At 74.1% G+C, this 20,269-nt stretch carries 14 protein-coding genes and 1 pseudogene; 7 read left to right on the top strand and 8 right to left on the bottom strand.

The annotated features are described in order from the left end of the window. Positions 1-5: 5 nt before the first annotated feature. Entirely contained in the window at positions 6-1,712 is a 1,707-nt protein-coding gene (locus tag ACIQOE_RS08560; RefSeq protein WP_401410544.1) for a SpoIIE family protein phosphatase, read from the bottom strand. Between the two features lie 266 nt (positions 1,713-1,978). Here ACIQOE_RS08560 and ACIQOE_RS08555 point away from each other — a divergent pair, with 266 nt between their 5' ends. Next, positions 1,979-6,025 (top strand): molybdopterin-dependent oxidoreductase, encoded by a 4,047-nt coding sequence (locus ACIQOE_RS08555; protein WP_401411543.1) that lies wholly within the window; start codon positions 1,979-1,981, stop codon positions 6,023-6,025. Here ACIQOE_RS08555 and ACIQOE_RS08550 read toward each other — a convergent pair. Next, positions 6,019-7,029 carry a helix-turn-helix domain-containing protein gene (locus ACIQOE_RS08550; protein WP_401410542.1) on the bottom strand — a complete coding sequence of 337 codons (1,011 nt, stop codon included), beginning with the start codon at positions 7,027-7,029 and terminating at the stop codon, positions 6,019-6,021. The genes ACIQOE_RS08555 and ACIQOE_RS08550 overlap by 7 nt on opposite strands. A gap of 235 nt (positions 7,030-7,264) precedes the next feature. Between ACIQOE_RS08550 and ACIQOE_RS08545 the strand changes: the two genes are divergently transcribed. Next, positions 7,265-9,307: a TerD family protein gene (locus ACIQOE_RS08545; RefSeq protein ID WP_401410540.1), complete on the top strand. Its 2,043-nt coding sequence runs from the start codon at positions 7,265-7,267 to the stop codon at positions 9,305-9,307. Between the two features lie 7 nt (positions 9,308-9,314). On the opposite strand, the pseudogene ACIQOE_RS08540 reads toward ACIQOE_RS08545, so the two are convergent. Further along, positions 9,315-10,288: pseudogene (locus ACIQOE_RS08540) on the bottom strand (alpha/beta hydrolase). A gap of 202 nt (positions 10,289-10,490) precedes the next feature. On the opposite strand from ACIQOE_RS08540, the gene ACIQOE_RS08535 reads away from it, so the two are divergent. After that, positions 10,491-11,372, top strand: a complete 882-nt coding sequence (locus tag ACIQOE_RS08535; RefSeq protein ID WP_365559586.1) for an LLM class F420-dependent oxidoreductase — start codon at positions 10,491-10,493, stop codon at positions 11,370-11,372. Positions 11,373-11,425: 53 nt separating this feature from the next. Here ACIQOE_RS08535 and ACIQOE_RS08530 read toward each other — a convergent pair whose 3' ends face one another. Continuing rightward, positions 11,426-11,983, bottom strand: a complete 558-nt coding sequence (locus tag ACIQOE_RS08530) for an NAD(P)H-dependent oxidoreductase (protein ID WP_351313796.1) — start codon at positions 11,981-11,983, stop codon at positions 11,426-11,428. 102 nt (positions 11,984-12,085) lie between these two features. On the opposite strand from ACIQOE_RS08530, the gene ACIQOE_RS08525 reads away from it, so the two are divergent. After that, on the top strand, positions 12,086-12,766 hold the full coding sequence (locus tag ACIQOE_RS08525; RefSeq protein ID WP_401410538.1) for a TetR/AcrR family transcriptional regulator: 681 nt from the start codon (positions 12,086-12,088) through the stop codon (positions 12,764-12,766). Here the strand turns inward: ACIQOE_RS08525 and ACIQOE_RS08520 are convergent. Further along, the gene (locus ACIQOE_RS08520; RefSeq protein WP_401410536.1) at positions 12,741-13,907 is read right to left on the bottom strand and encodes an FAD-dependent oxidoreductase; all 1,167 of its coding nucleotides are present in this window, start codon (positions 13,905-13,907) and stop codon (positions 12,741-12,743) included. The genes ACIQOE_RS08525 and ACIQOE_RS08520 overlap by 26 nt on opposite strands. A 9-nt stretch (positions 13,908-13,916) precedes the next feature. Next, positions 13,917-14,588 (bottom strand): TetR/AcrR family transcriptional regulator, encoded by a 672-nt coding sequence (locus ACIQOE_RS08515; RefSeq protein ID WP_351313787.1) that lies wholly within the window; start codon positions 14,586-14,588, stop codon positions 13,917-13,919. 137 nt (positions 14,589-14,725) lie between these two features. Between ACIQOE_RS08515 and ACIQOE_RS08510 the strand changes: the two genes are divergently transcribed. Together ACIQOE_RS08510 and ACIQOE_RS08505 are read left to right on the top strand one after the other, a co-directional pair. Then, positions 14,726-15,772 (top strand): LacI family DNA-binding transcriptional regulator, encoded by a 1,047-nt coding sequence (locus ACIQOE_RS08510; protein ID WP_401410533.1) that lies wholly within the window; start codon positions 14,726-14,728, stop codon positions 15,770-15,772. Between the two features lie 117 nt (positions 15,773-15,889). Beyond that, positions 15,890-17,326 (top strand): benzaldehyde dehydrogenase, encoded by a 1,437-nt coding sequence (locus ACIQOE_RS08505; protein ID WP_401410531.1) that lies wholly within the window; start codon positions 15,890-15,892, stop codon positions 17,324-17,326. Positions 17,327-17,438: 112 nt separating this feature from the next. Here the strand turns inward: ACIQOE_RS08505 and trxA are convergent, their stop codons facing one another. Beyond that, entirely contained in the window at positions 17,439-17,822 is a 384-nt protein-coding gene (gene trxA / locus ACIQOE_RS08500) for a thioredoxin (RefSeq protein ID WP_351313779.1), read from the bottom strand. 134 nt (positions 17,823-17,956) lie between these two features. On the opposite strand from trxA, the gene ACIQOE_RS08495 reads away from it, so the two are divergent. Further along, positions 17,957-19,384 (top strand): NAD(P)/FAD-dependent oxidoreductase, encoded by a 1,428-nt coding sequence (locus ACIQOE_RS08495; RefSeq protein ID WP_365559579.1) that lies wholly within the window; start codon positions 17,957-17,959, stop codon positions 19,382-19,384. Between the two features lie 184 nt (positions 19,385-19,568). Here ACIQOE_RS08495 and ACIQOE_RS08490 read toward each other — a convergent pair whose 3' ends face one another. Next, complete coding sequence (locus ACIQOE_RS08490) at positions 19,569-20,213, bottom strand: peptide deformylase (protein ID WP_401410529.1); 645 nt, start codon at positions 20,211-20,213, stop codon at positions 19,569-19,571. Between the last annotated feature and the right edge of the window lie 56 nt (positions 20,214-20,269).

Raw genomic sequence — 20,269 nt, 5'->3', positions numbered from 1 at the left:
CCCGGTCACCGCCGCCGCACCGCGCGGGCCGCGAGCAGCGCGATGTCGTCCTCCGAGCCGACGGCGAGGTGGTCGAGGACCGTGTCGACGATCTTGTCCAGCGGGTCGCCGGGCGACAGGGTCAGGCTCGTCAGCCGGGCCAGACCGCGGTCGATGTCCTCACCGCGCCGCTCCACCAGCCCGTCGGTGTACAGCAGCAGCACACCGCCGCGTTCCGGGGTGACACGCTGCTCGTACCGGCCGAGGCCGCTGCCCAGCGGCGGGCCGACCGGCACCGGCACCAGCTCGATCCCGCCGTCCGGGGCCAGCCACACCGGCGGCAGGTGCCCGGCGCTGGCATAGGTGAGCGTGGCGACGTCGGCGTCACCGAGCGCGAGGAAGCAGGTCGCCACCCGCTCGAAACCGGAGTCCGAGACCATCCGGTCCGCGTGCTCCAGGATCCGGCGCGGGGAGAGCCCCGCGCGGGCCAGCGCGCGGAGCGTGGAACGGTAGTGGCTCATGGCCACCGCCGCCTCCACGCCGTGCCCCATCACGTCCCCGATGACCAGCATCGTCCGGCCGTCCGGCAGGGCCAGGACGTCGTACCAGTCACCGCCGATCAGCGACTCGTCGTCGGCCGGCCGGTAGCGTGCGGTGGTCTCCACGCCACCGTGCTGCCGCAACCGGCCGGGCTCGGCCAGCAGGGCCCGCTGCAGTTCCAGGGCCATGGTGTGCTCGCGCTCGAACCGCACCGCCCGGTCCAGGGCGCGCGCGGCACGGGCGGCGAGTTCGCGGGCCACCGTGGCGTCCTCGTTCGAGAACGGCGCGGAGTCCCCGGCCCGGGCCAGCTGCAGGCTGCCGAGGTACCGGCCGTCCGAGACCAGCGGAGCCAGCAGCACCGAGTGCACACCGGCGGTCAGACACGCACGGGCCGGCGGCCAGCTCGGGATCAGCGCACGCCACTGCGCCGCGGTGATCGCGTTGCGCCGCAGGACCCGGCCCGCCGCCAGGCCCCGCCGGGCCCCGATGCCGCGCGGCCAGCCGACCAGCTCACCGCGCGCGTCCAGGGCCGCGAGCCCGGTCACCAGATCCGGCCGGGTCGCGTAGGCGGACAGCCGTACCGGCGCTCGCCGCCCCGACGCCGTGTCCGCCGGCACCAGCTCCACCCCGGCCGCGTCCGCCAGCTCCGGCACGACGAACTCCGCCAGCTCCCGGCAGGTGCCGGCCACGTCGGTGCCGGTGCCGATCCGGGACGCCGCCGAGTCCAGCAGCGCCAGGCGCCGGTGGGCACGCTCCAGCTCGTACAGGTACTGCTGCGGCTCGCTGATCTCCAGGCCGACCCCGGCGACCCCCACCACCTTGCCGCTGCTGTCCACCATCCGGTGGTACACGCACCGCCACTCGCGGACCTGGTACGGCGAGTCCACCCAGGTCCGCCCGGAGACGATGGTCTCGCGCGGCCGTCCGTCGTGCAGGACGTCCCGCAGCACCGCCTCCGGCCGCTGGATGTGCGGCAGCACCTCGTGCAGGGTGTGCCCGAGGTACGCGGCGGCGGGCAGTCCCGTCATCCGGGCCATGTGCGGGTTGACGTACAGGTAGCGCAGGTCGGTGTCGAGGACCGCGAAGCCGACGGCCGCGCCCTCGACGATGCCGCGGAGCAGGTCGATGTAGCCGATGTCGACGGGGGGTGCGCCCGAGGAGGCCGGTCGTCGCGAGGAGGTGTCCCTGTCCACCCGGTCCTCCTCGCCTGCCCCCGCCCACGGCCGCCCTCATCCTCCACCAGGTCCCGGAATCCCGCATCCCGGGACATACCGCCGCCCGCGCGCTCACAACGCCCGACCCCGGCCGGTGCGGCGGCCTTAACCCCCGTGGATCAGGAGCGGTGACGCCGGCGAAACCCCCGCTGCGTACGGTCGGCGCCGGAGAACAGCGCCCGACCAGCCAGGACAAGGGGGTGACCGTGGCCGCGCCGGACTCGCGCAGCACCGACACCGCGACCGTGCGGACGGTCTGCTCGTACTGCGGGGTGGGCTGCGGCCTGGTCCTGGACGTAGGCAGCGGACCGGACGGCCGCCGTACCGTCCTCGGGGCCTCGGGCGACAAGGCGCACCCGGCCAACCGCGGGCGGCTGTGCACCAAGGGCGCCACCACCGCCGACCTGCTCGCCGCACCCGGCCGCCTGACGACCGCCCTGGTGCGGCCCGCGCGCGGCGAGCAGGCCGTCCCCGCGGCGCTGGACGCGGCGGTCGCCGAGACCGCGCGACGGCTGCGCGCGACCGTCGACGAGCACGGCCCGGACGCCGTCGCCCTCTACGTCTCCGGCCAGCTGAGCCTGGAGGCCCAGTACCTGGCCAACAAGCTCGCCAAGGGCTTCCTGCGCACCGCCACCATCGAGTCCAACTCCCGGCTGTGCATGGCCGGCGCCGGCACCGGCTACAAGCTCTCCCTCGGCGCCGACGGCCCGCCCGGCTCCTACGACGACCTCGACCGGGCCGACGTCTTCCTCGTCATCGGCTCCAACATGGCCGACTGCCACCCCGTCCTCTTCCTGCGCCTGATGGACCGGGTCAGGGCGGGCGCGAAGCTGATCGTCGTCGACCCGCGCCGCACCGCCACCGCCGCGAAGGCCGACCTCTTCCTCCAGGTACGGCCGGGCACCGACCTCGCGCTGCTCAACGGCCTGCTGCACCTGCTGCACGTCGACGGGCACACCGACCCCGCCTTCATCGCCGCCCACACCGAGGGCTGGAAGGCGATGCCGGACTTCCTCGCCGACTACCCGCCCGCCACCGTCGCCGCCATCACCGGCGTCCCCGAGGCCGCCCTGCGCACGGCCGCCCGGCTGATCGGCGAGGCGGGGGAGTGGACCAGCTGCTGGACCATGGGCCTCAACCAGTCCACCCACGGCACCTGGAACACCAACGCGCTGGTCAACCTGCACCTCGCCACCGGAGCGATCTGCCGCCCCGGCAGCGGGCCGTTCTCCCTCACCGGCCAGCCCAACGCCATGGGCGGGCGGGAGATGGGATACATGGGCCCGGGACTGCCCGGCCAGCGGTCGGTCCTGTCCGACGCCGACCGGGCCTTCGCCGAGGACGTGTGGGGGCTCGCGTCCGGCACGATCCGCGCGGACGGCACCGGCCGGGGCACGGTCGAGATGTTCCGGCGGATGGCCGACGGCGAGATCAAGGCCTGCTGGATCATCTGCACCAACCCGGTCGCCTCCGTCGGCAACCGGCGGACCGTCATCGAGGGCCTGGAGGCCGCCGACTTCGTCGTCACCCAGGACGTGTTCGGCGACACCGAGACCAACGCCTACGCCGACGTCGTGCTGCCCGCCGCCCTGTGGACCGAGTCCGAGGGCGTCCTCGTCAACAGCGAGCGCAACCTCACCCTCGCCCGCCCCGCCACCGACCCGCCCGGCGAGGCCACCGCCGACTGGCGGCTGATCGCCGCGGTCGCCCGTGCCATGGGCTTCGAGGACGGCTTCCGCTACGACGACGCGGAGCAGATCTTCGAGGAGATCAAACGCTTCCACAACCCGGCGACCGGCTACGACCTGCGCGGAGTCAGCTACGCGAGGCTGCGCGACGCCCCGGTCCAGTGGCCCGCGGCCACCGCCGACGGCCCCGACCGCAACCCGGTCAGGTACGTCGGCCCGGACGGCACGCCCACCTTCCCCACCGCCTCCGGACGCGCCGTCTTCTATCCTCGCCCGCATCTCGACCCCGCCGAGATGCCCGACGACGACCATCCGTTCGTCCTGAACACCGGCCGCGTCGCGCACCAGTGGCACACCCTCACCAAGACCGGGAAGGTCGCCAGGCTCAACAGGCTCGACCCCGGCCCGTTCGTCGAGGTCCACCCCGAGGACGCGGCCGCGCTGGGCCTCGCCGACGGCGACCCCGTCGAGGTCGCCTCCCGGCGTGGCCGGGCCGTGCTGCCTGCCGTCCTCACCGACCGGGTGCTGCCCGGCACCTGCTTCGCGCCCTTCCACTGGAACGACCTGTTCGGCGAGTACCTCAGCGTCAACGCGGTGACCAACGACGCCGTCGATCCGCTGTCCTTCCAGCCCGAGTTGAAGGTGTGCGCGGTGGCGCTGACGAGGGCGTCCGCGCCGGTGAACGTGCGGATGCCGGGCGTCGGGGAAGCCCCGGCCGCGCTGCCCCCGGCCCCGCTGCCCCCGGCCGCCTCCACGGCGTTCGAGGCGTTCGGCCTGGCCCCCGCACCGCCTCCGGTCCTCACCGAGCCCGAACGGCAGTACCTGACCGGATTCCTCGCCGGCATCCCGGCCGGCGCACCCGGCGTCCCCGTCCTGCCCCCGGACGCGCCGTTCGGCCCCGGACACGCCCGGTGGGTCAACGGCACCCTGGCCGGCCTGTACTCGCGGGCGCCACAGGCCGCGGCGGCGGAGCCGGACACCCGCCGGGTGGTGGTCCTGTGGGCCTCGCAGACCGGCAACGCCGAGGAGTTCGCCGCCACCGCCGCCGGACGGCTCACCGAAGGCGGCCACCCGGCCGCCCTGCTCGCCATGGACGAGGCCGACCCGGCCGCGCTGCCCGCGGACGCCGACCTGCTCCTCATCACCAGCACCTTCGGCGACGGCGACGCCCCCGACAACGGCGCCGGCTTCTGGGACGGCCTCGTGGGCCTCGACGCAGGGCGCCTGGCCGGGCGACGGTACGCCGTGCTGGCCCTCGGGGACTCCAGTTACGACGACTTCTGCGGGCACGGACGGCGCCTGGACCGGCGTATGGACGAACTCGGCGCGGTGCGGCTCGCCCCGCGCGCCGACTGCGAACCGGACTTCCTGCCCACGGCGCGGACCTGGCTCGACCAGGTGCTCGCCGCCCTGGGGAACGGCACCGCGCCCGCGCCCGCCCCGACCGGCGGGCCCGCCCCCGCACCCTCCTGCGGCCCCACCCCCTCCGACTCCGCTACTGCCCGGCTGGTCGGCAACCGGCTGCTCGGCGCGCCCGGTGGCGGCAAGGAGGTCCGCCGTTTCACCTTCGACACCCGGGAGAGCGCCACCCCGCTGGTCTACGAGGCGGGCGACGCACTCGCGGTCATGCCCCTCAACTCCCCGGATCTGGTCGCGGAATGGCTGAGCGTCACCGGCCTCGACGGGACGGCCGGCGTGCCCGTCGAGGGCGCGGGTGAGGTCCCGTTCGCCGAAGCCCTCTCGCGGCACCTGGACATCACCCGGATCACCCCCGACCTGCTCCGCTTCACCGCCGAACGCACCCGGGACCCACGCGAACCGCGCAAGCTGCTGCGGCCGGACAACAGGGACCAACTGGCCGGCTGGTGCTGGGGACGTCAGGCGGTTGACGTCGCCGCCGAGTTCGGGATCCGGGCCACGGCCGCCGAGTGGGCGGGGGTCCTCGGCAGGCTGCGGCCGCGCCTGTACTCGATCTCCTCCAGCCCGCTGACCGACCCCCACCTGATCTCCACCACCGTCTCCGTGGTCCGCTTCGAGAACCTGCACGGCAGGCCCCGGCAGGGCGTGTGCTCGCCGTTCCTCGCCGACGCCGGGCCCGGCACCCCGGTCCCGGTGCAGGTCCGCCGCTCCCCGCACTTCCGTCCGCCCGCCGACCCGGCGACACCCATGGTGATGGTCGGCCCCGGCACCGGGGTGGCACCGTTCGTCGGCTTCCTCCAGGAGCGCCGCGCCCGCGGCCATCACGGACCCAACTGGCTCTTCTTCGGCGAACAGCACCGCGCCCACGGCTTCTACTACGAGCGGGAACTCACCGAACTGCTCGCCGAGGGCGCCCTGAGCCGCCTCGACACCGCCTTCTCCCGTGACCAGCGGGCCACGATCTACGTCCAGGACCGGATGCGTGAACACGGCGCGCTGCTGTGGTCCTGGCTCCGGGACGGCGCCCACTTCTACGTGTGCGGGGACGCCTCCCGGATGGCGAAGGACGTCGACCGCGCCCTGCGGGACATCGCGGCCGTGCACGGCGGGCTGTCCGAGGACGAGGCCGCCGGATACGTCAAACAGCTGGCGGCGGACCGGCGTTATCTCCGGGACGTCTACTGATGATCGGTCAGCTGCAGCATGGTCAGCGCCAGTTGGAGCCGGAAGCGGCCCTGCGGGGTGCGCGCCGACCAGCCCAGCAGATGCTCCGCGTGCGTCAAGCGGACCTGCAGCGTGGAGTGGTGGACGCCGACCTCGGCGGCCGCCGCCCGCAGGCTCGCCGTCGAGGCGACGGCGTGCAGCGTGCCCAGCATCCACGGCGCCTTTGCCGCCGCGGCCCGTACGGCGCGGACGTCGGGCGCGGGCTCCGCCCCGGGGACGACGAGGCCGGCCAGCAGCGCGACCCCGCCCAGCTCGTCGGCGTGCACGACGCCCGCCGCCGGTCCCCGCGCATCCCCGTCGGAGGCGAACCGCAGCGCGGTGACGGCCGCCGCCCAGGACCGCGGGAGATCCGGCACGGCCACCGCCGGGCCCACGCCGGCGCGTCCCGCCGTCGCCACCGTGTGCCCGTCCGCCACGATCCGGGGCGGACCGCCGGCCACCGCCACCGCCCGCACCCGTAGGGACGGGTCACCGGGATCCAGACCGAGCCGCCGCGCCGCGTGCAGCCGGGCCGCCGCCGGGGCGTCGGCGTCCAATACCGTCTCGACCAGCGCCGGATCGTCCACGGGCGGGGCCGGTGCGCGGCCCCGGGTGCGGTCGAGTACGGACCGTACGGCCGCCGAGGCCCGCTCCAGGATCACCGCGTCGACCACGCTCGGTCCCTCGGACCCGGCCCGCTCCAGCCAGAGCGCCGGCGGGCCGTCCGGCACCAGCGGCACGCACGGCCAGCCGGGATCGGGAGCGCCGGCGCGGTCCTCGCGCCGCCCGTCCGGCACCACCCGCACCCGCACCCGCCGGTCCGCGTCGACCAGCGGGGCCGGACATCCGGAGAGCACGGCGGCCCCGCGCACCAGCGCCTCCAGCCCGGCCCGGCTCTCGGCCAGCCGGTCGAAGTAGGCGATCACCGAGACAGCGGCCCCGGCATCCGGATCCACCGCGGCCAGGCGCCCCGCCAGCTCTTTCATACGGCCATGATGCGCCATCGAACGGTCCGCGGAGGAGGACCGGAGCCGACGGACGGCCGAATCAAACCCCCGGTCGGACCGTGATACCGCGCGCCCCCGAGGCTGCCCTGACGAGGCGTTTCATCCGGAAGCGGTCAAGAGTGAGCAGGTTCGGTCGTTTTCGCATCGCCGGTATCACCGAGGTCCGTGGGTACTACAGTTGCTCTGCTCAACGGTGGGGATCCTGGGGGGATTCATGCAAGAGATGATGAAGGGGTCCAACGTCGCGTTGTCGGCCCTGAGCGAGAACGTCGGCTCGGTGGTCGTCAGCCTGGGGTGGGTGAGCCCGACCGGGGAGGGGGACGCGGACGTGTCCGTGCTGCTCGTCGGCTCCGGCGGCAAGGTGCGCGGTGACTCCGACTTCTACTTCTACAACAACCCGGTGGCGTCCGACGGCAGCGTGCAACTGCTGGGCAAGGCGCCCACGGAGGCCGGGGACGAGGACCGGATCGGCTTCGACCTGACGGCCGTGCCCCAGGACGTCGACAGGATGATCGTGGCCGCCAGCCGGTACCGCGACGCACGCTTCGGCGAGCTGGAGAACCTCACCGTCACGCTGGCCGACGCGGCGGGCGACCCGCTGCTCCGGTTCACGATCGAGGACGCCGACTCGGTGAGCGCGGTCATCTTCGGGGAGCTGTACCGCAGGGCGGGGGAGTGGAAGTTCCGGGCCGTCGGCCAGGGGTACGCGGACGGACTGGCCGGTCTGGCGACCGACTTCGGCGTCGACATCGACGACGACGCCGAGCCGCAGGACGTGCTCGACGGCCCGGCTGACGAGGAACCGGCCGCCGCGGGCGATCCCGAGCCGGTGGTCGAACAGGCGTCGGTGGCGAACCTGGACGGCGTCCCGGGGTCGCGCCCGGCCGCGGAGGACGCGGCGGCGCGGAAGCCGGCCCCGCGACCGCGGACGGCGAAGAAGAAGATCACCCTGCCGAAGGCGGCGGGCAAGTCCCTTGCGGAGAACGAGTCCTGGCGCGAGTCCCGGCTCTTCCCCGTCTCGGCCCTCAAGAGCGACCGGGACCGCGAGACCCGAGCCACCTCGGTCCTCCTCTCCGTGATGGCGCAGGTCCCCGAGTTCGGCAGGCGGCTGACCGCGGGCTTCGGTGCGCCGGCCGGACGCATGGAGGCGTTCACCGAGGTGTCCCTGCCGCACGGCGACTCTCCCCGGCGTCCCGACGGAGTCATCCGTGTCGAGCGGGCAGGCAAGCTGTGGACGGCCCTGGTCGAGACGAAGACCAATGGCAACGCCCTGAAGTCCGACCAGGTGCAGGCGTACATGGACATCGCGGCCCGGCGTGGTTACGAGGCCGTGATCACCCTGTCGAACGACGTCGCCCTCGAAGGCAGTCCGCTGGTCGACGTCAAGATCGACGGGCGTCGCAAGCACAAGGTGGCGCTGCGGCACCTGTCCTGGGCCGAGGTCGCCCACCAGGCCCAGATGCTGATCCGGCACGAGGGAGTCGGCAACCGGGCGCACGCCTGGCTGCTTCAGGAACTGCTGCAGTACCTCCAGCACGAGAACTCCGGCTGCCACGGATTCCAGAACATGGGCCCCGCCTGGGTTCCGGTGCGCAACGGCATCGACGACGAGACCCTGTGCCAGGGAGACCAGCGCGCCCTCGACGTGGTGGAGAGCTGGGAGCGGCTCATCCGGCAGGTCTGCCTGGGCCTGGGCGGTGAACTGGGCCAGAAGGTGCTGCCGGTGCGGGGCTCCAGGGGCGGCAGGGACCCGAGGGAGCGCCGGCGCCTCCTCGCCGACCAGTTGTGCCTCCAGGGACGGCTCCAGGCCGAACTGCGCATCGAGGGGACGCCCGGAGTGCTAGCCGTCGTCGCCGATCTGCGCACCGGACGGCTCCGGACGTCCATGGACATCCCGTCCCCCGAACAGGGCTACCCCCTGAGCTGGGTCAAGCGGCTCGTGCGGACCCTGGCGGAGGCGCCGGCCGATCTGCACATCGAGACCCTGCTGGAGGGTGACGCGGCGGGGCCCCGCGGCACGCTCGAACGGCTGCGGCCCGAGCCCGCGGACCTGCTGCCGAAGGCGGACGGCGTCAGAATCACCGGCTTCAGGCTGTCCCTCCTGAAGGGCATGGGCAGTGGCCGCGGCAACGCGGAAACCGGGTTCATCCGCAGTGTGGACGACGCGGTGCAGCGGTTCTACGGCAGCGTCGCCGTCCAGCTCGACCGGTCGGCGGTCCGGCGGCCCCCCGTGCGGCAGCCGGTGGCTGTCGGGTGACCTTCGTTCAGTGCGCCAGGAGCCGGCGCAGCCAGTCCAGGTGGGCTTCGCGGGCCGATCGGGACAGGGCGGCCTGCGGGGCGAAGCCGTCGAAGCCGTGGAAGCCGCCGGGCCAGACGTGGAGTTCGGCGACGCCGCCCGCCTGCCAGATGCGGGAGGCGTAGGCGACGGTCTCGTCGCGGAAGGTCTCCGCGGAGCCGACGTCGAGGAAGGCGGGCGGGAGGCCGGTGAGGTCGGTGGCGCGGGCGGGGGCCGCGTAGGGGGAGACGGCGTTGCCGCCGCGGGCCTCGCCCAGGAGAGCGGTCCAGCCGGTCTCGTTGGCCGTGCGGTCCCAGACGCCGAGGCCCTGCATCTGGTGGCCGGACGGGGTGTCGTTGCGGTCGTCGAGCATCGGGCACATCAGCATCTGGCCGATCACCGGCGGGCCTTGACGGTCCCTCAGGAGGAGGGCCAGGGCCGCGGTGAGGCCGCCGCCCGCGCTGGCACCGGCGATCACGATCCACTCCGGGTCGCCGCCGATCTCCCGCGCGTGCTCCGCCGTCCACAGCAGGCCCGCGTACACGTCCTCGACCGGCGCCGGATGCGGATGCTCGGGCGCCAGCCGGTACTCCACCGAGACCACCACCGCGCCCAGTTCCCGCGCCCAGGCCAGCGGCGCGTCCACGCCCACCCGGTTGGTGCCGAGCACCATGCCGCCGCCGTGCACGTGGTAGATCACCGGCAGCGGGCCGGGGACCGGAGGCGCGGTGGGCCGGCAGACCAGGAGCGAGATCTCGGGCGCGCCCGCCGGGCCGGGCACCGCGCGGTCGGTCACCTCAAGGCCCCGTCCAGGGTGAGGTCCGTCTCGGCGAGCTGCCGCAGCCCCTCGCTCCGCCGGACCGTCTCGATGTCCTGCGGTGTGAGCACGGGGGAGACCACCTCCCTGACCAGTTCCAGAGCGGCGGCGAGTTCGGGGTCGAACGGGGGAGGTACGGAGGTCATGGCGGCTCCTCGCGGCTGCGGCGGACGTGCGGCTCGTACAACCATGATCCGCGCGCACCGCCCGCCGCCGGGGCCGCCGGACGGCGGAACCTCTCCGCCGTCCGGCGGGTGGTCCGGCGTCCGGCGCGCCTTGACTTCGAGAGTGCTCGAAGTTCTAGCGTCGGAAGGACAGCACACGATCCGGGCGGAACGGAGAACGGCCATGCGCGTGGGCGTGCACATCAACCGGTTCAACCACCCTGGCGGCGGCCCCGCACTGAGCGCCGAACTCGCCGCCGCGGGTGCCGCGGCCGAGGCGGCGGGCGTCAGCTGGCTCTCGGTGATGGACCACTACTTCCAGATGGAGTTCAACGGTGGCGCCGAGGACGCCATGCTGGAGGCCTACACGACGCTCGGCTACCTCGCCGGCCGCACCTCCACCGTCCGGCTGGGCGCCCTGGTGACCGGAGTGACCTACCGCCACCCCGGACTCCTCGCCAAGATCGCCACCACCCTGGACGTGGTGTCCGGCGGCCGGGCCACGCTGGGCATCGGGGCCGCCTGGTACGACCGTGAGCACCACGGTCTCGGCGTGCCCTACCCGCCGCTCGCGGAGCGCTTCGAGCGGCTGGAGGAGACCCTGCGGATCTGCCTGCAGATGTGGGACCCGGAGAACGACGGCCCCTTCGAGGGCCGGCACTACCGCCTCGCCGAGACGCTCTGCGTGCCGGCGCCGGTCAGCTCGCCGCACCCGGAGATCATGATCGGCGGCGGCGGGGAGAAGAAGACCCTGCGCCTGGTCGCCCGGTACGCGGACGCCTGCAACCTGATCCCCTCCTCGCCGGAGGAGCTGCGGCACAAGCTGGAGGTGCTGCGCGGCCACTGCGACACGGCCGGACGCGACTACGACAGCATCCGCAAGACCATCGCGTACACCGGGGACGCGGCCACCGACGGGGACCTGGACGCCTTCATGCGGGACATCGAGGGATACGCCGGGCTGGGCCTCGACACCGTCATCCTCGGCCCGCGCCTCGGCGAGACCTCGCGGTGGATGGAGAGCTTCGTGGCCCCGGCCGTCGAGCGGCTCGCCGCGGTCGGCTGAGACACGAAGGGGCCGGGACTCACCGAGCCCCGGCCCCTTCGTACGGCGGTGCCTCAGGCGGCGACGCCCACGGTGCCGTGCAGGCGCGCGACGACCTCGGTCAGCTGCGCGGCGACCTCGGCGTCGTCGACCGGGTGGGTCTCGGCGAAGCGGGTCACCGAGCCGGGGATCGACAGCTTGATGTCCTCGACGACCTTGCCGCCGGCGATGGCCACGGCCTTGCGGGCCTCGTCCTGCGCCCACACGCCGCCGTACTGGCCGAAGGCGGTGCCGACGACGGCGACCGGCTTGCCGCCGAAGGCGCCGGCGCCGTACGGGCGGGACAGCCAGTCGATGGCGTTCTTCAGGACGGCCGGGATGGTGCCGTTGTACTCGGGGGAGAAGAGCAGGAACGCGTCGGCGGCCTGGGCGGCGGCGCGCAGCTTCGCGGCGGCGGCCGGGACGGCGCCCTCGACGTCGACGTCCTCGTTGTAGAACGGGATGTCGGCCAGGCCCTCGAAGACCTCGACCTCGGCACCCTCGGGGGCGAGCTTGACGGCCGCCTCGGCGAGCTGGCGGTTGTGCGAACCGGCGCGGAGGCTGCCGACGAGGGCAAGGATGCGGACAGACATGGGGGAACTCCAAGGGGGGTGAAACACTGCCGTTACGAATCCGGACCGAGGTCCGGTTAATTTCTAACACCCCAAACGGACCGCGGTCCAGTTCTGTTCCCCATGCTTTACGCTGTCTTCATGTCCAGCGTCCTGCCGCCCCTCCCACAGCCCCAGGAGCCCTTCGACACACCCGAGTTGCTGGAGGTGGGCCCCGCCCCCGAAGAGCAGTGCCTGCGCGCCGACGCCGCCCGCAACCGGGCCCGGCTGCTGGAGGCAGCCGCCCGGCTGATCGCCGAGCACGGTGTGGCCGGCGTCACCATGGAGGCGGTGGCGACGGCCGCCGAGGTCGGCAAGGGCACGGTCTTCCGCCGCTTCGGCGACCGCACCGGGCTGCTGATGGCGCTGCTCGACCACTCCTCACGCCAACTTCAGGCGGACTTCCTGGGCGGCCCGCCGCCGCTGGGCCCGGGCGCCCCGCCGGTCGAGCGGCTGCGCGCGTTCGGGGTCGCGGTGCTGTACCGCTCGGCCGACCAGCTCGACCTCCAGCTCGCCGCCCAGCCCGAGGCCACCCGGCGCTACGCCAACCCGCCCATGCAGGCCCTGCGCACGCACGTCACGATGCTGCTGCGGCGCATCGACCCCGAGGCCGACTGCGACCTGCTCGCCCAGACGCTGCTGGCCTACCTCGATCCGGCCCTCGTCCACCACCTGACCCGGCAGTGCGGGATGCCGATGGAGCGGCTGGAGGCCGGCTGGATCGAACTGGTCGCGCGGATCACGCGGACGGAGCCGCCGCGCTGACGTCCGCCGCGGGCGCGGTGAACATGTCGACCAGGCCCTGCGGGGCGTCGGCCCGGAACAGCATGGCTCCGCTCGCCGCGGACTCCGCGGCCGACCGCTCGGCCCGCGCGAACATCCGCTCCTCGTAGGCGGCCAGCGCGGCCTCGGGGTCGCCGGGGTGCGCGACCAGCGCGAGGCCCAGGTCGGCGCCGTCGATCAGCGCGAGATTGGCGCCCTCGCCGGCGAACGGCGACATCAGGTGCGCCGCGTCGCCGAGCAGCGTGACACCGGGGACCCGGTCCCAGCGGTGGCCGACCGGCAGGGCGTGGATGCGCCGGGGCACCAGGGCGCCCTCGGCGTCCGCGACCAGTGCCCGCAGGCTCTCGTCCCAGCCGTCGAAGTGCTCCAGGACGGCTCGCTTGGCGGCCTCGGTGTCGGTGAAGTCGATCCCGTCCAGCCACTCCTCGGGCGCCTGGACCGCGGTGTACACGTGCAGGCCGCCGTCGCTCTCCCGGTGGGCCAGGAAGCCCCGGCCCGCGCCGAGCGCGAACAGCATGCCGCCGCCCACCACCGTCGCGCTCACCGGATGCCGTACGTCCGCGTCCGGCAGGTCGGTCTCCACGAACGACACGCCGGTGTACGCCGGTGCCGCGTCCGAGAGCAGCGCGCGCACCCGGGACCAGGCGCCGTCCGCGCCGATCAGCAGGGAGGTCGTGAAGGAGGTGCCGTCCGCCAGGGTCACCTCGTGGCGGCCGTCGCCGAGCGCGCGGGCGCCGGTGGCCTTCGCGCCCCAGCGGATCACGCCCTCGGCCAGCGAGCCGACCAGCAGCCTGCGCAGGTCGCCCCGGTCGATCTCGGGCCGGCCGCCGGTGCCGTCGTCGGGCGATTCGAGGCGGACCCGGGCGTCCCGGTCCAGCACCCGGGCCGCCTGGCCGCCGGCGTGCACGTGGGTGAGGAACTCCTCGTACAGCCCGGCCGCGCGCAGTGCCGGCTGGCCGGTGTCGTCGTGGATGTCGAGCATGCCGCCCTGGGTGCGGGCGGCCTCGGAGGCGTCGAGGTCGAAGACGGCCGCCTCGACGCCGTGCACCTGGAGCACCCGGGCCAGGGTGAGCCCGCCGAGTCCGGCGCCGATGATCGCTACGGGGTGGTGGGGAGTCGACATGGTGGTCTCCTACTCGTGGGGTTCGGGTACGGCGGTGTGCTCGATGCCGTTGATCAGGGCCTGGAAGGCCCAGGACGCGCGGGCCTCGGGCGCTCCGGACAGGAGCAGCCCGGACGCGGCGGCGATGTGCGGGTGGGCCCGCGCCGACACCGTGCCGAGTGCGTCGCCGAGCGCGTCCCAGTCGTCGCGGGAGTCCCCGCCCGCGTGTTCGGCCGCGGTCGCGGTGGCGCGCTGGAGCAGCAGGTCGACGCCCCACGCGGCCCGTTCCCGCGGTACTCCGCCCTCGTCGAGCAGGCCGAGCAGGTGCTCGATCAGGTCCAGGTAGTGCGGGCCGCTCGGCCACGCGGTCAGCGCGGAGCGCGCGAGGCTCGGGTACTCCAGCAGCATCCCCGTGTACGCGATGAGCACCCGCTCCAGCCGCTCCCGCCAGTCCCCCTCGGCCGGGGGCGGGGGCAGCGTGCCCAGCAGCTCGTCCAGGACCGCCGCGTGCAGCTCGGCGGTGTTGCGGACGTAGACGTACAGCGAGGCCGGACCCGTGTCGAGCTCCTGCGCGAGGCGTCGCATGGTGACCTTCTGCAGACCCTCGGCGCGCAGGATCCCGACCGCGAGGCCGACGATGCCCTCCCGGGTCAGGGCGGGCTTGGCGGGACGCTCCCGGCGGGAGCGGGGGGTGGCTGGCATGCGAACCACCGTAACGAACATGTTCGTCGCGAACAAGTTCTGAACGAACATGTTCGTCACGACTCACGACGGCCCCGATCCGTCCAACGGTGAACCACCTTGCCCCGCCGCTCCCGCCGTCCCGGCGTTCTGCCAAGATGCCGTACGTCATGGTGCAGATACCGCATACGCCCCCGGCGGCATCGCCGACTCCGCGCTCGGTCCCCACGAGCGCCGATGTGGCCCGCCTGGCCGGCGTCTCCCGCGCGACCGTCTCCTACGTCCTCAACAACACCAGCGCCGTACGGATCAGCGAGCCCACCCGCCGCCGGGTCCACGAGGCCGCGAAGGAACTCGGCTACGTCCCGCACGCGGCAGCCCGCAGCCTGCGCGCCGGCCACAGCCGGATGGTGCTGATGCCCGCCCCCGCCATCCCGGCCGGCCCGCTGTACGGCCAGTTCATCAACGACCTCCAGTGGGCCCTCAGCCGCCTCGACTACACGGTCGTCCAGTACGGCACCGCGGGCCTGCGCGGCGACGAAGCGGCCCGCGCCTGGGCCGAGTTGAGGCCGGTGGCGGTGCTGGTGCCGGGCGCCGGACCGGGTGCCGAGGGCGTCGCCGTGCTCAAGCGGGCCGGCGCCCGCGCCGTGGTCACCCTCGGCCCCGAACGGGTCGACGGCGCGCACGCCCTGCTGATGGACCACGAGGCCGTCGGCCGGTGCGCGGGCGCCCACCTGTACGCGCGCGGCCGGCGCCGCGTCGGCGTGGTGGTCCCCGCCGAGACCGGCCTGGAGAGTTACTCCCGGCCCCGCCTCGAAGGCGTCCGCCGGGCCCTGTACGGCACCGACGCCTCGGTGACCGAGCTGCCGCTCGGCTACACGGAGCAGTCCGCCGGTGAACTCGCCTCGCAGTGGCGGGAGTTGGGCATCGACTCGGTGTTCGCCTACAACGACGAGTACGCCATGCTGTTAATGCGGGCCCTCCAGGACGAGGGCGTGCGCGTTCCCGAGGACACCGCCGTCGTCGGCGCCGACGACCTGATGCTCGGCCGGCTGCTGCGGCCCCGGCTCTCCACGATCCACATCGAGCTGCCCTCCGGCCGTGACCTCGCCGAACTGGTCGACCGCGTGGTGCGCGACCCGGGCGGCACACCGGAGACCCACGAGGTGCTCGGCGCCTCGGTGGTGCGGCGCGAGTCCAGCTGACGGGTCACCCTGGACGGGGCGGTGCTTTTCCGGCCTCCCCGACTAGGATGTTGCGCGCTCAACAAAACGGTCCGCGGGCACCGTGGGCCGCGCGACCCCGGTGATCGGAGAGCCGTCATGCCGCTGCTCGACCCGAAGACCTGGCAGGCGAGCACCCTGTCCGGCCCCCGGTACACCGTCACCGAGCCCGCCACCGGCGACGCGCTCGGCACGGTCACCCTGGCCGCCCCCGGCGACGTCTCCCCGGCCGCAACGGCGGCCCGCGCCGCGCAGCACGCGTGGGCCCGCACCCCGCACTTCGCGCGCGCCCGGGTCCTGCGCCGCGCCGGCGACCTGTTCACCGAGCACGCCGACGAACTGCGCGAGTGGATCGTGCGCGAGTCCGGCTCCATACCCGGCAAGGCCGACTTCGAACTGCACGTCGCCGCCCAGGAGTGCTACGAGGCCGCGGCCCTCGCCTCCCGCCCCGTGGGCCAGGTGCTGCCCAGCGAGGCACCCCGGCTGTCGTACACCCGCCGGGTGCCGGTCGGCGTGGCCGGAGTGATCGCGCCCTTCAACGCGCCGCTGATCCTGTCCATCCGCTCGGTGGCGCCGGCCCTCGCGCTGGGCAACGCGGTGGTCCTCAAGCCCGATCCGCGCACCGCCGTCTGCGGCGGCCTGTCCCTCGCCGCCGTGTTCGCCGAGGCCGGTCTGCCGGACGGGCTGCTGCACGTGCTGCCCGGCGCCGCCGACGTCGGCGCGGCGCTGGTCGACGACCCGCGGGTGCCGGTGATCTCCTTCACCGGTTCGACGGCGGCGGGCCGCGCGGTCGGCGAGGCCGCGGGCCGCCGCCTCAAGCGCGCCCACCTCGAACTCGGCGGCAACTCCGCGTTGATCGTCCTGGAGGACGCCGACCTCGACGCGGTGATCTCCACCGCCGCCTGGGGATCCTTCTTCCACCAGGGCCAGATCTGCATGACCACCGGACGGCACCTGGTGCACAGCTCTCTGGCCGAGGAGTACGTCGAACGCCTCGCCGCCAAGGCCGACTCCCTCGCCGTCGGCGACCCGCACCGCGCGCAGGTCCACCTCGGCCCGATCATCGACGGCGCCCAACTCGCCAAGATCCACGGCCTGGTGGAGGCGAGCACCGCCCAGGGCGCCCGACTCGCCGCAGGCGGCACCCACGAGGACCTCTTCTACCGGCCCACCGTCATCGCCGGCGTCGACGACCGCACTCCCGCCTACGCCGAGGAGGTCTTCGGGCCGGTCGCGCCCGTCCGCGCCTTCGCCGACGCCGAGGAGGCCGCCGCCCTCGCGGCCGACAGCTCCTACGGCCTCTCCCTCGGCATCGTCACCCGGGACACGGCACGCGGACTCGACCTCGCCGAACGCATCCCCACCGGCATCGTCCACATCAACGACCAGACCGTGAACGACGAGGCCGTGGCCCCCTTCGGCGGGGTCGCCGCCTCCGGCACCGGCGCACGGTTCGGCGGCGAGTCCAACCTGGAGGCGTTCACGGACGTGCGGTGGACGACCGTACGCGGGGACGTGGCGCCGTACCCCTTCTGAGGCGCGCCGGACCGCGCACGTCCCCGTGACATGGAACGGCCGCGGCCGGATCGTCCGGCCGCGGCCGTGCGGAAGTGCCCGGACGGCGCCCCGTCACCCGGGGGGCAGGCCGTCACTCGCCCTGCGCGCCACTGCCCTGCTGCGCGGCGATGCTCTTGCGCACCTCGTCCATGTCCAGCTTCCGGGCCTGGCCGATGACGTCCGTCAGGGCCGCCTCCGGCAGCGCGCCGGGCTGGGCGAAGACGGCGACCTGGTCACGGACGATCATCAGGGTCGGGATCGACTGGATGTCGAAGGCGGCGGCCAGCTCCGGCTGCGCCTCGGTGTCCACCTTGGCGAAGACCAGGTCCGGGTTGGCCTGCGCGGCCTTCTCGAAGACCGGGGCGAACGTACGGCACGGCCCGCACCACGACGCCCAGAAGTCGATGAGAACGAACTCGTTCTCGCTGACCATCTGGTCGAAGTTCTCCTTGGTGAGTTCCACGGTGCTGCTCATGCGAGTTTCCCTCTTCCTGACGTGGGGGGCGCCCCGCTCCGGGACGAGCCGTCCGCACAACACGTCCGGCCGGGTGGGTATTCCGGCCACCTACCCGTGTGGCCCTGAGGCACACCACCCTGGAGACTGACCCCATGACGGAAACGGAATCCATCGCATACGACGTCGTGGTGCTCGGGGCCGGGCCCGTGGGGGAGAACGTCGCCGACCGCACCCGTGCGGCCGGCCTCTCCACCGCGGTCGTGGAGAGCGAACTGATCGGCGGCGAATGCTCGTACTGGGCGTGCATGCCCAGCAAGGCCCTGCTGCGGCCGGTGATCGTCCAGGCCGACGCCCGCCGCCTGCCCGGTCTCGCCCAGGCGGTCCAGGGCCCGCTCGACACTCCCGCGGTCCTCGCCCGCCGGAACTACTTCACCTCGAACTGGAAGGACGACGGCCAGGTCTCCTGGCTGGACGGCATCGGCGCCGACCTGTACCGCGGCCACGGCCGGCTCGCCGGACCCCGCACGGTCACCGTGACCGGCGCGGACGGCACCGTCACCACGCTCACCGCCCGGTACGCGGTCGCCGTCGCCACCGGCACCCGCGCGCAGCTGCCCGGCCTGCCCGGGCTCGCCGAGGTGAAGCCGTGGACCAGCCGCGAGGCCACCAGTGCCCAGGAGGCCCCGGGGCGGCTGATCGTCGTCGGCGGCGGTGTGGTCGCCACCGAGATGGCGACCGCCTGGCAGGCCCTGGGCTCCCGGGTCACCCTGCTGGTCCGCGGCAAGGGCCTGCTCAACCGCATGGAGCCGTTCGCCGGCGAGTTCGTCGCCGAGGCGCTCAAGGAGGCGGGCGTCGACGTCCGCACCGGCACCTCCGTCACCTCGGTGACCCGCGAGAACGGCACGGTCGTCGCCGTGACGGACGCCGGTGACCGCATCGAGGCCGACGAGATCCTCTTCGCCACCGGGCGTGTCCCGCACACCGACGACATCGGCCTGGACACCGTGGGCCTGGAGCCGGGCTCCTGGCTCACCGCCGACGACACGCTCCTGGTCGAGGGCACCGACTGGCTCTACGCCGTCGGGGACGTGAACCACCGGGCGCTCCTCACCCACGAGGGCAAGTACCAGGCCCGGATCGCGGGCGACACCATCGCCGCCCGGGCCTCGGACACGCCGCTCCTGGACGGCCCCTGGGGCGCCCACGCGGCCACCGCCGACCACCACGCCGTCCCGCAGGTCGTCTTCACCGACCCGGAGGTGGCCGCGGTCGGTCTCTCCCTCGCCGAGGCCGAGCAGGCCGGCCACCGGGTACGGGCCGTCGACGTCGAGTTCTCCTCGGTCGCCGGAGCGGGTCTGTACGCCGACGGCTACAAGGGCCGCGCCCGCATGGTCGTGGACCTGGAGGCGGAGATCCTGCGCGGGGTCACCTTCGTGGGGCCGGGCGTGGGCGAACTGATCCACTCGGCGACGATCGCCGTCGTCGGCCAGGTGCCGGTCAGCCGCCTGTGGCACGCGGTGCCGTCGTACCCGACGCTGAGCGAGGTGTGGCTGCGCCTCCTGGAGGCCTACCGGGGCTGACACCGACGACGGACGCCCGGCATCCGGCGGGACCGGGCGGGCGGCCACGGCACGGGCGTGGCCGCCCGCCCGGTGCGCGGAGTGCGGGCCGCGGGCTGACGCGGCTCCGGGCCTGTGGCGGGGCCCGGTTCCGCCGGGCGTCGGCCGCGGTCCCGTCCCGGCCGGGCGGCCCGCCCGCCGGCCGTCACGGCAGGTCGAAGCCCAGTTCCGTCGCCGCCGCCCTCGGCGTCGGGTCCGTCCAGCGGGTGGCCGCCGTCTCGTTCGAGGACAGGGAGCGCAGTTCCGCGCGGTCCAGGTAGAGCGTGCCGTCGAGGTGGTCGGTCTCGTGCTGGACGATCCGGGCCGGCCACCCCGTGAACACCTCGTCGACCGCGACGCCGTGCTCGTCCTCGCCGCGCAGTCGTACCTCCGCGTGCCGGGCCACCACCGCCTGGTAGCCCGGCACGCTCAGGCAGCCCTCGAAGAACGCGGCCCGGCCGTCGCCGACGGGCTCGTAGACCGGGTTGACCATGACCCGGAACGGCTGCGGGACCCGGCCGCGGGCGACGGCGACCTCCTCGGGCACCGGCGCCGGGTCCTCGATCACCGCGATCCGCAGCGCGACGCCGACCTGCGGCGCGGCCAGGCCCACGCCCGGTGCCGCGTGCATGGTGTCCCGCAGCGCCCGGACGAACCGGGCCAGCAGGCCGGGGTCCAACTGACCGTCGTACCGCTCGGTTCCGCGGCGCAGGACCGGGTCGCCGGCCGCGACGATGGGCAACGGGCCGCCGTCGGCGAGGAGTTCCTCGACGCGCTCGGCAAGGGGGGCGCGATCACTGGGAGATGCCATCGCGCCAGCATGCCACGGACGACGACTGTGACGCGGGTCACTTCCCCTCGTCGTGC

Origin of the sequence: Streptomyces sp. NPDC091282, from assembly GCF_044757385.1 — a bacterium.
GTDB classification, from domain to species: Bacteria; Actinomycetota; Actinomycetes; order Streptomycetales; family Streptomycetaceae; genus Streptomyces; species Streptomyces gramineus.
Note: the sequence above shows the minus strand (reverse complement) of the source record. Positions and strands in the feature narration are given on the sequence as shown.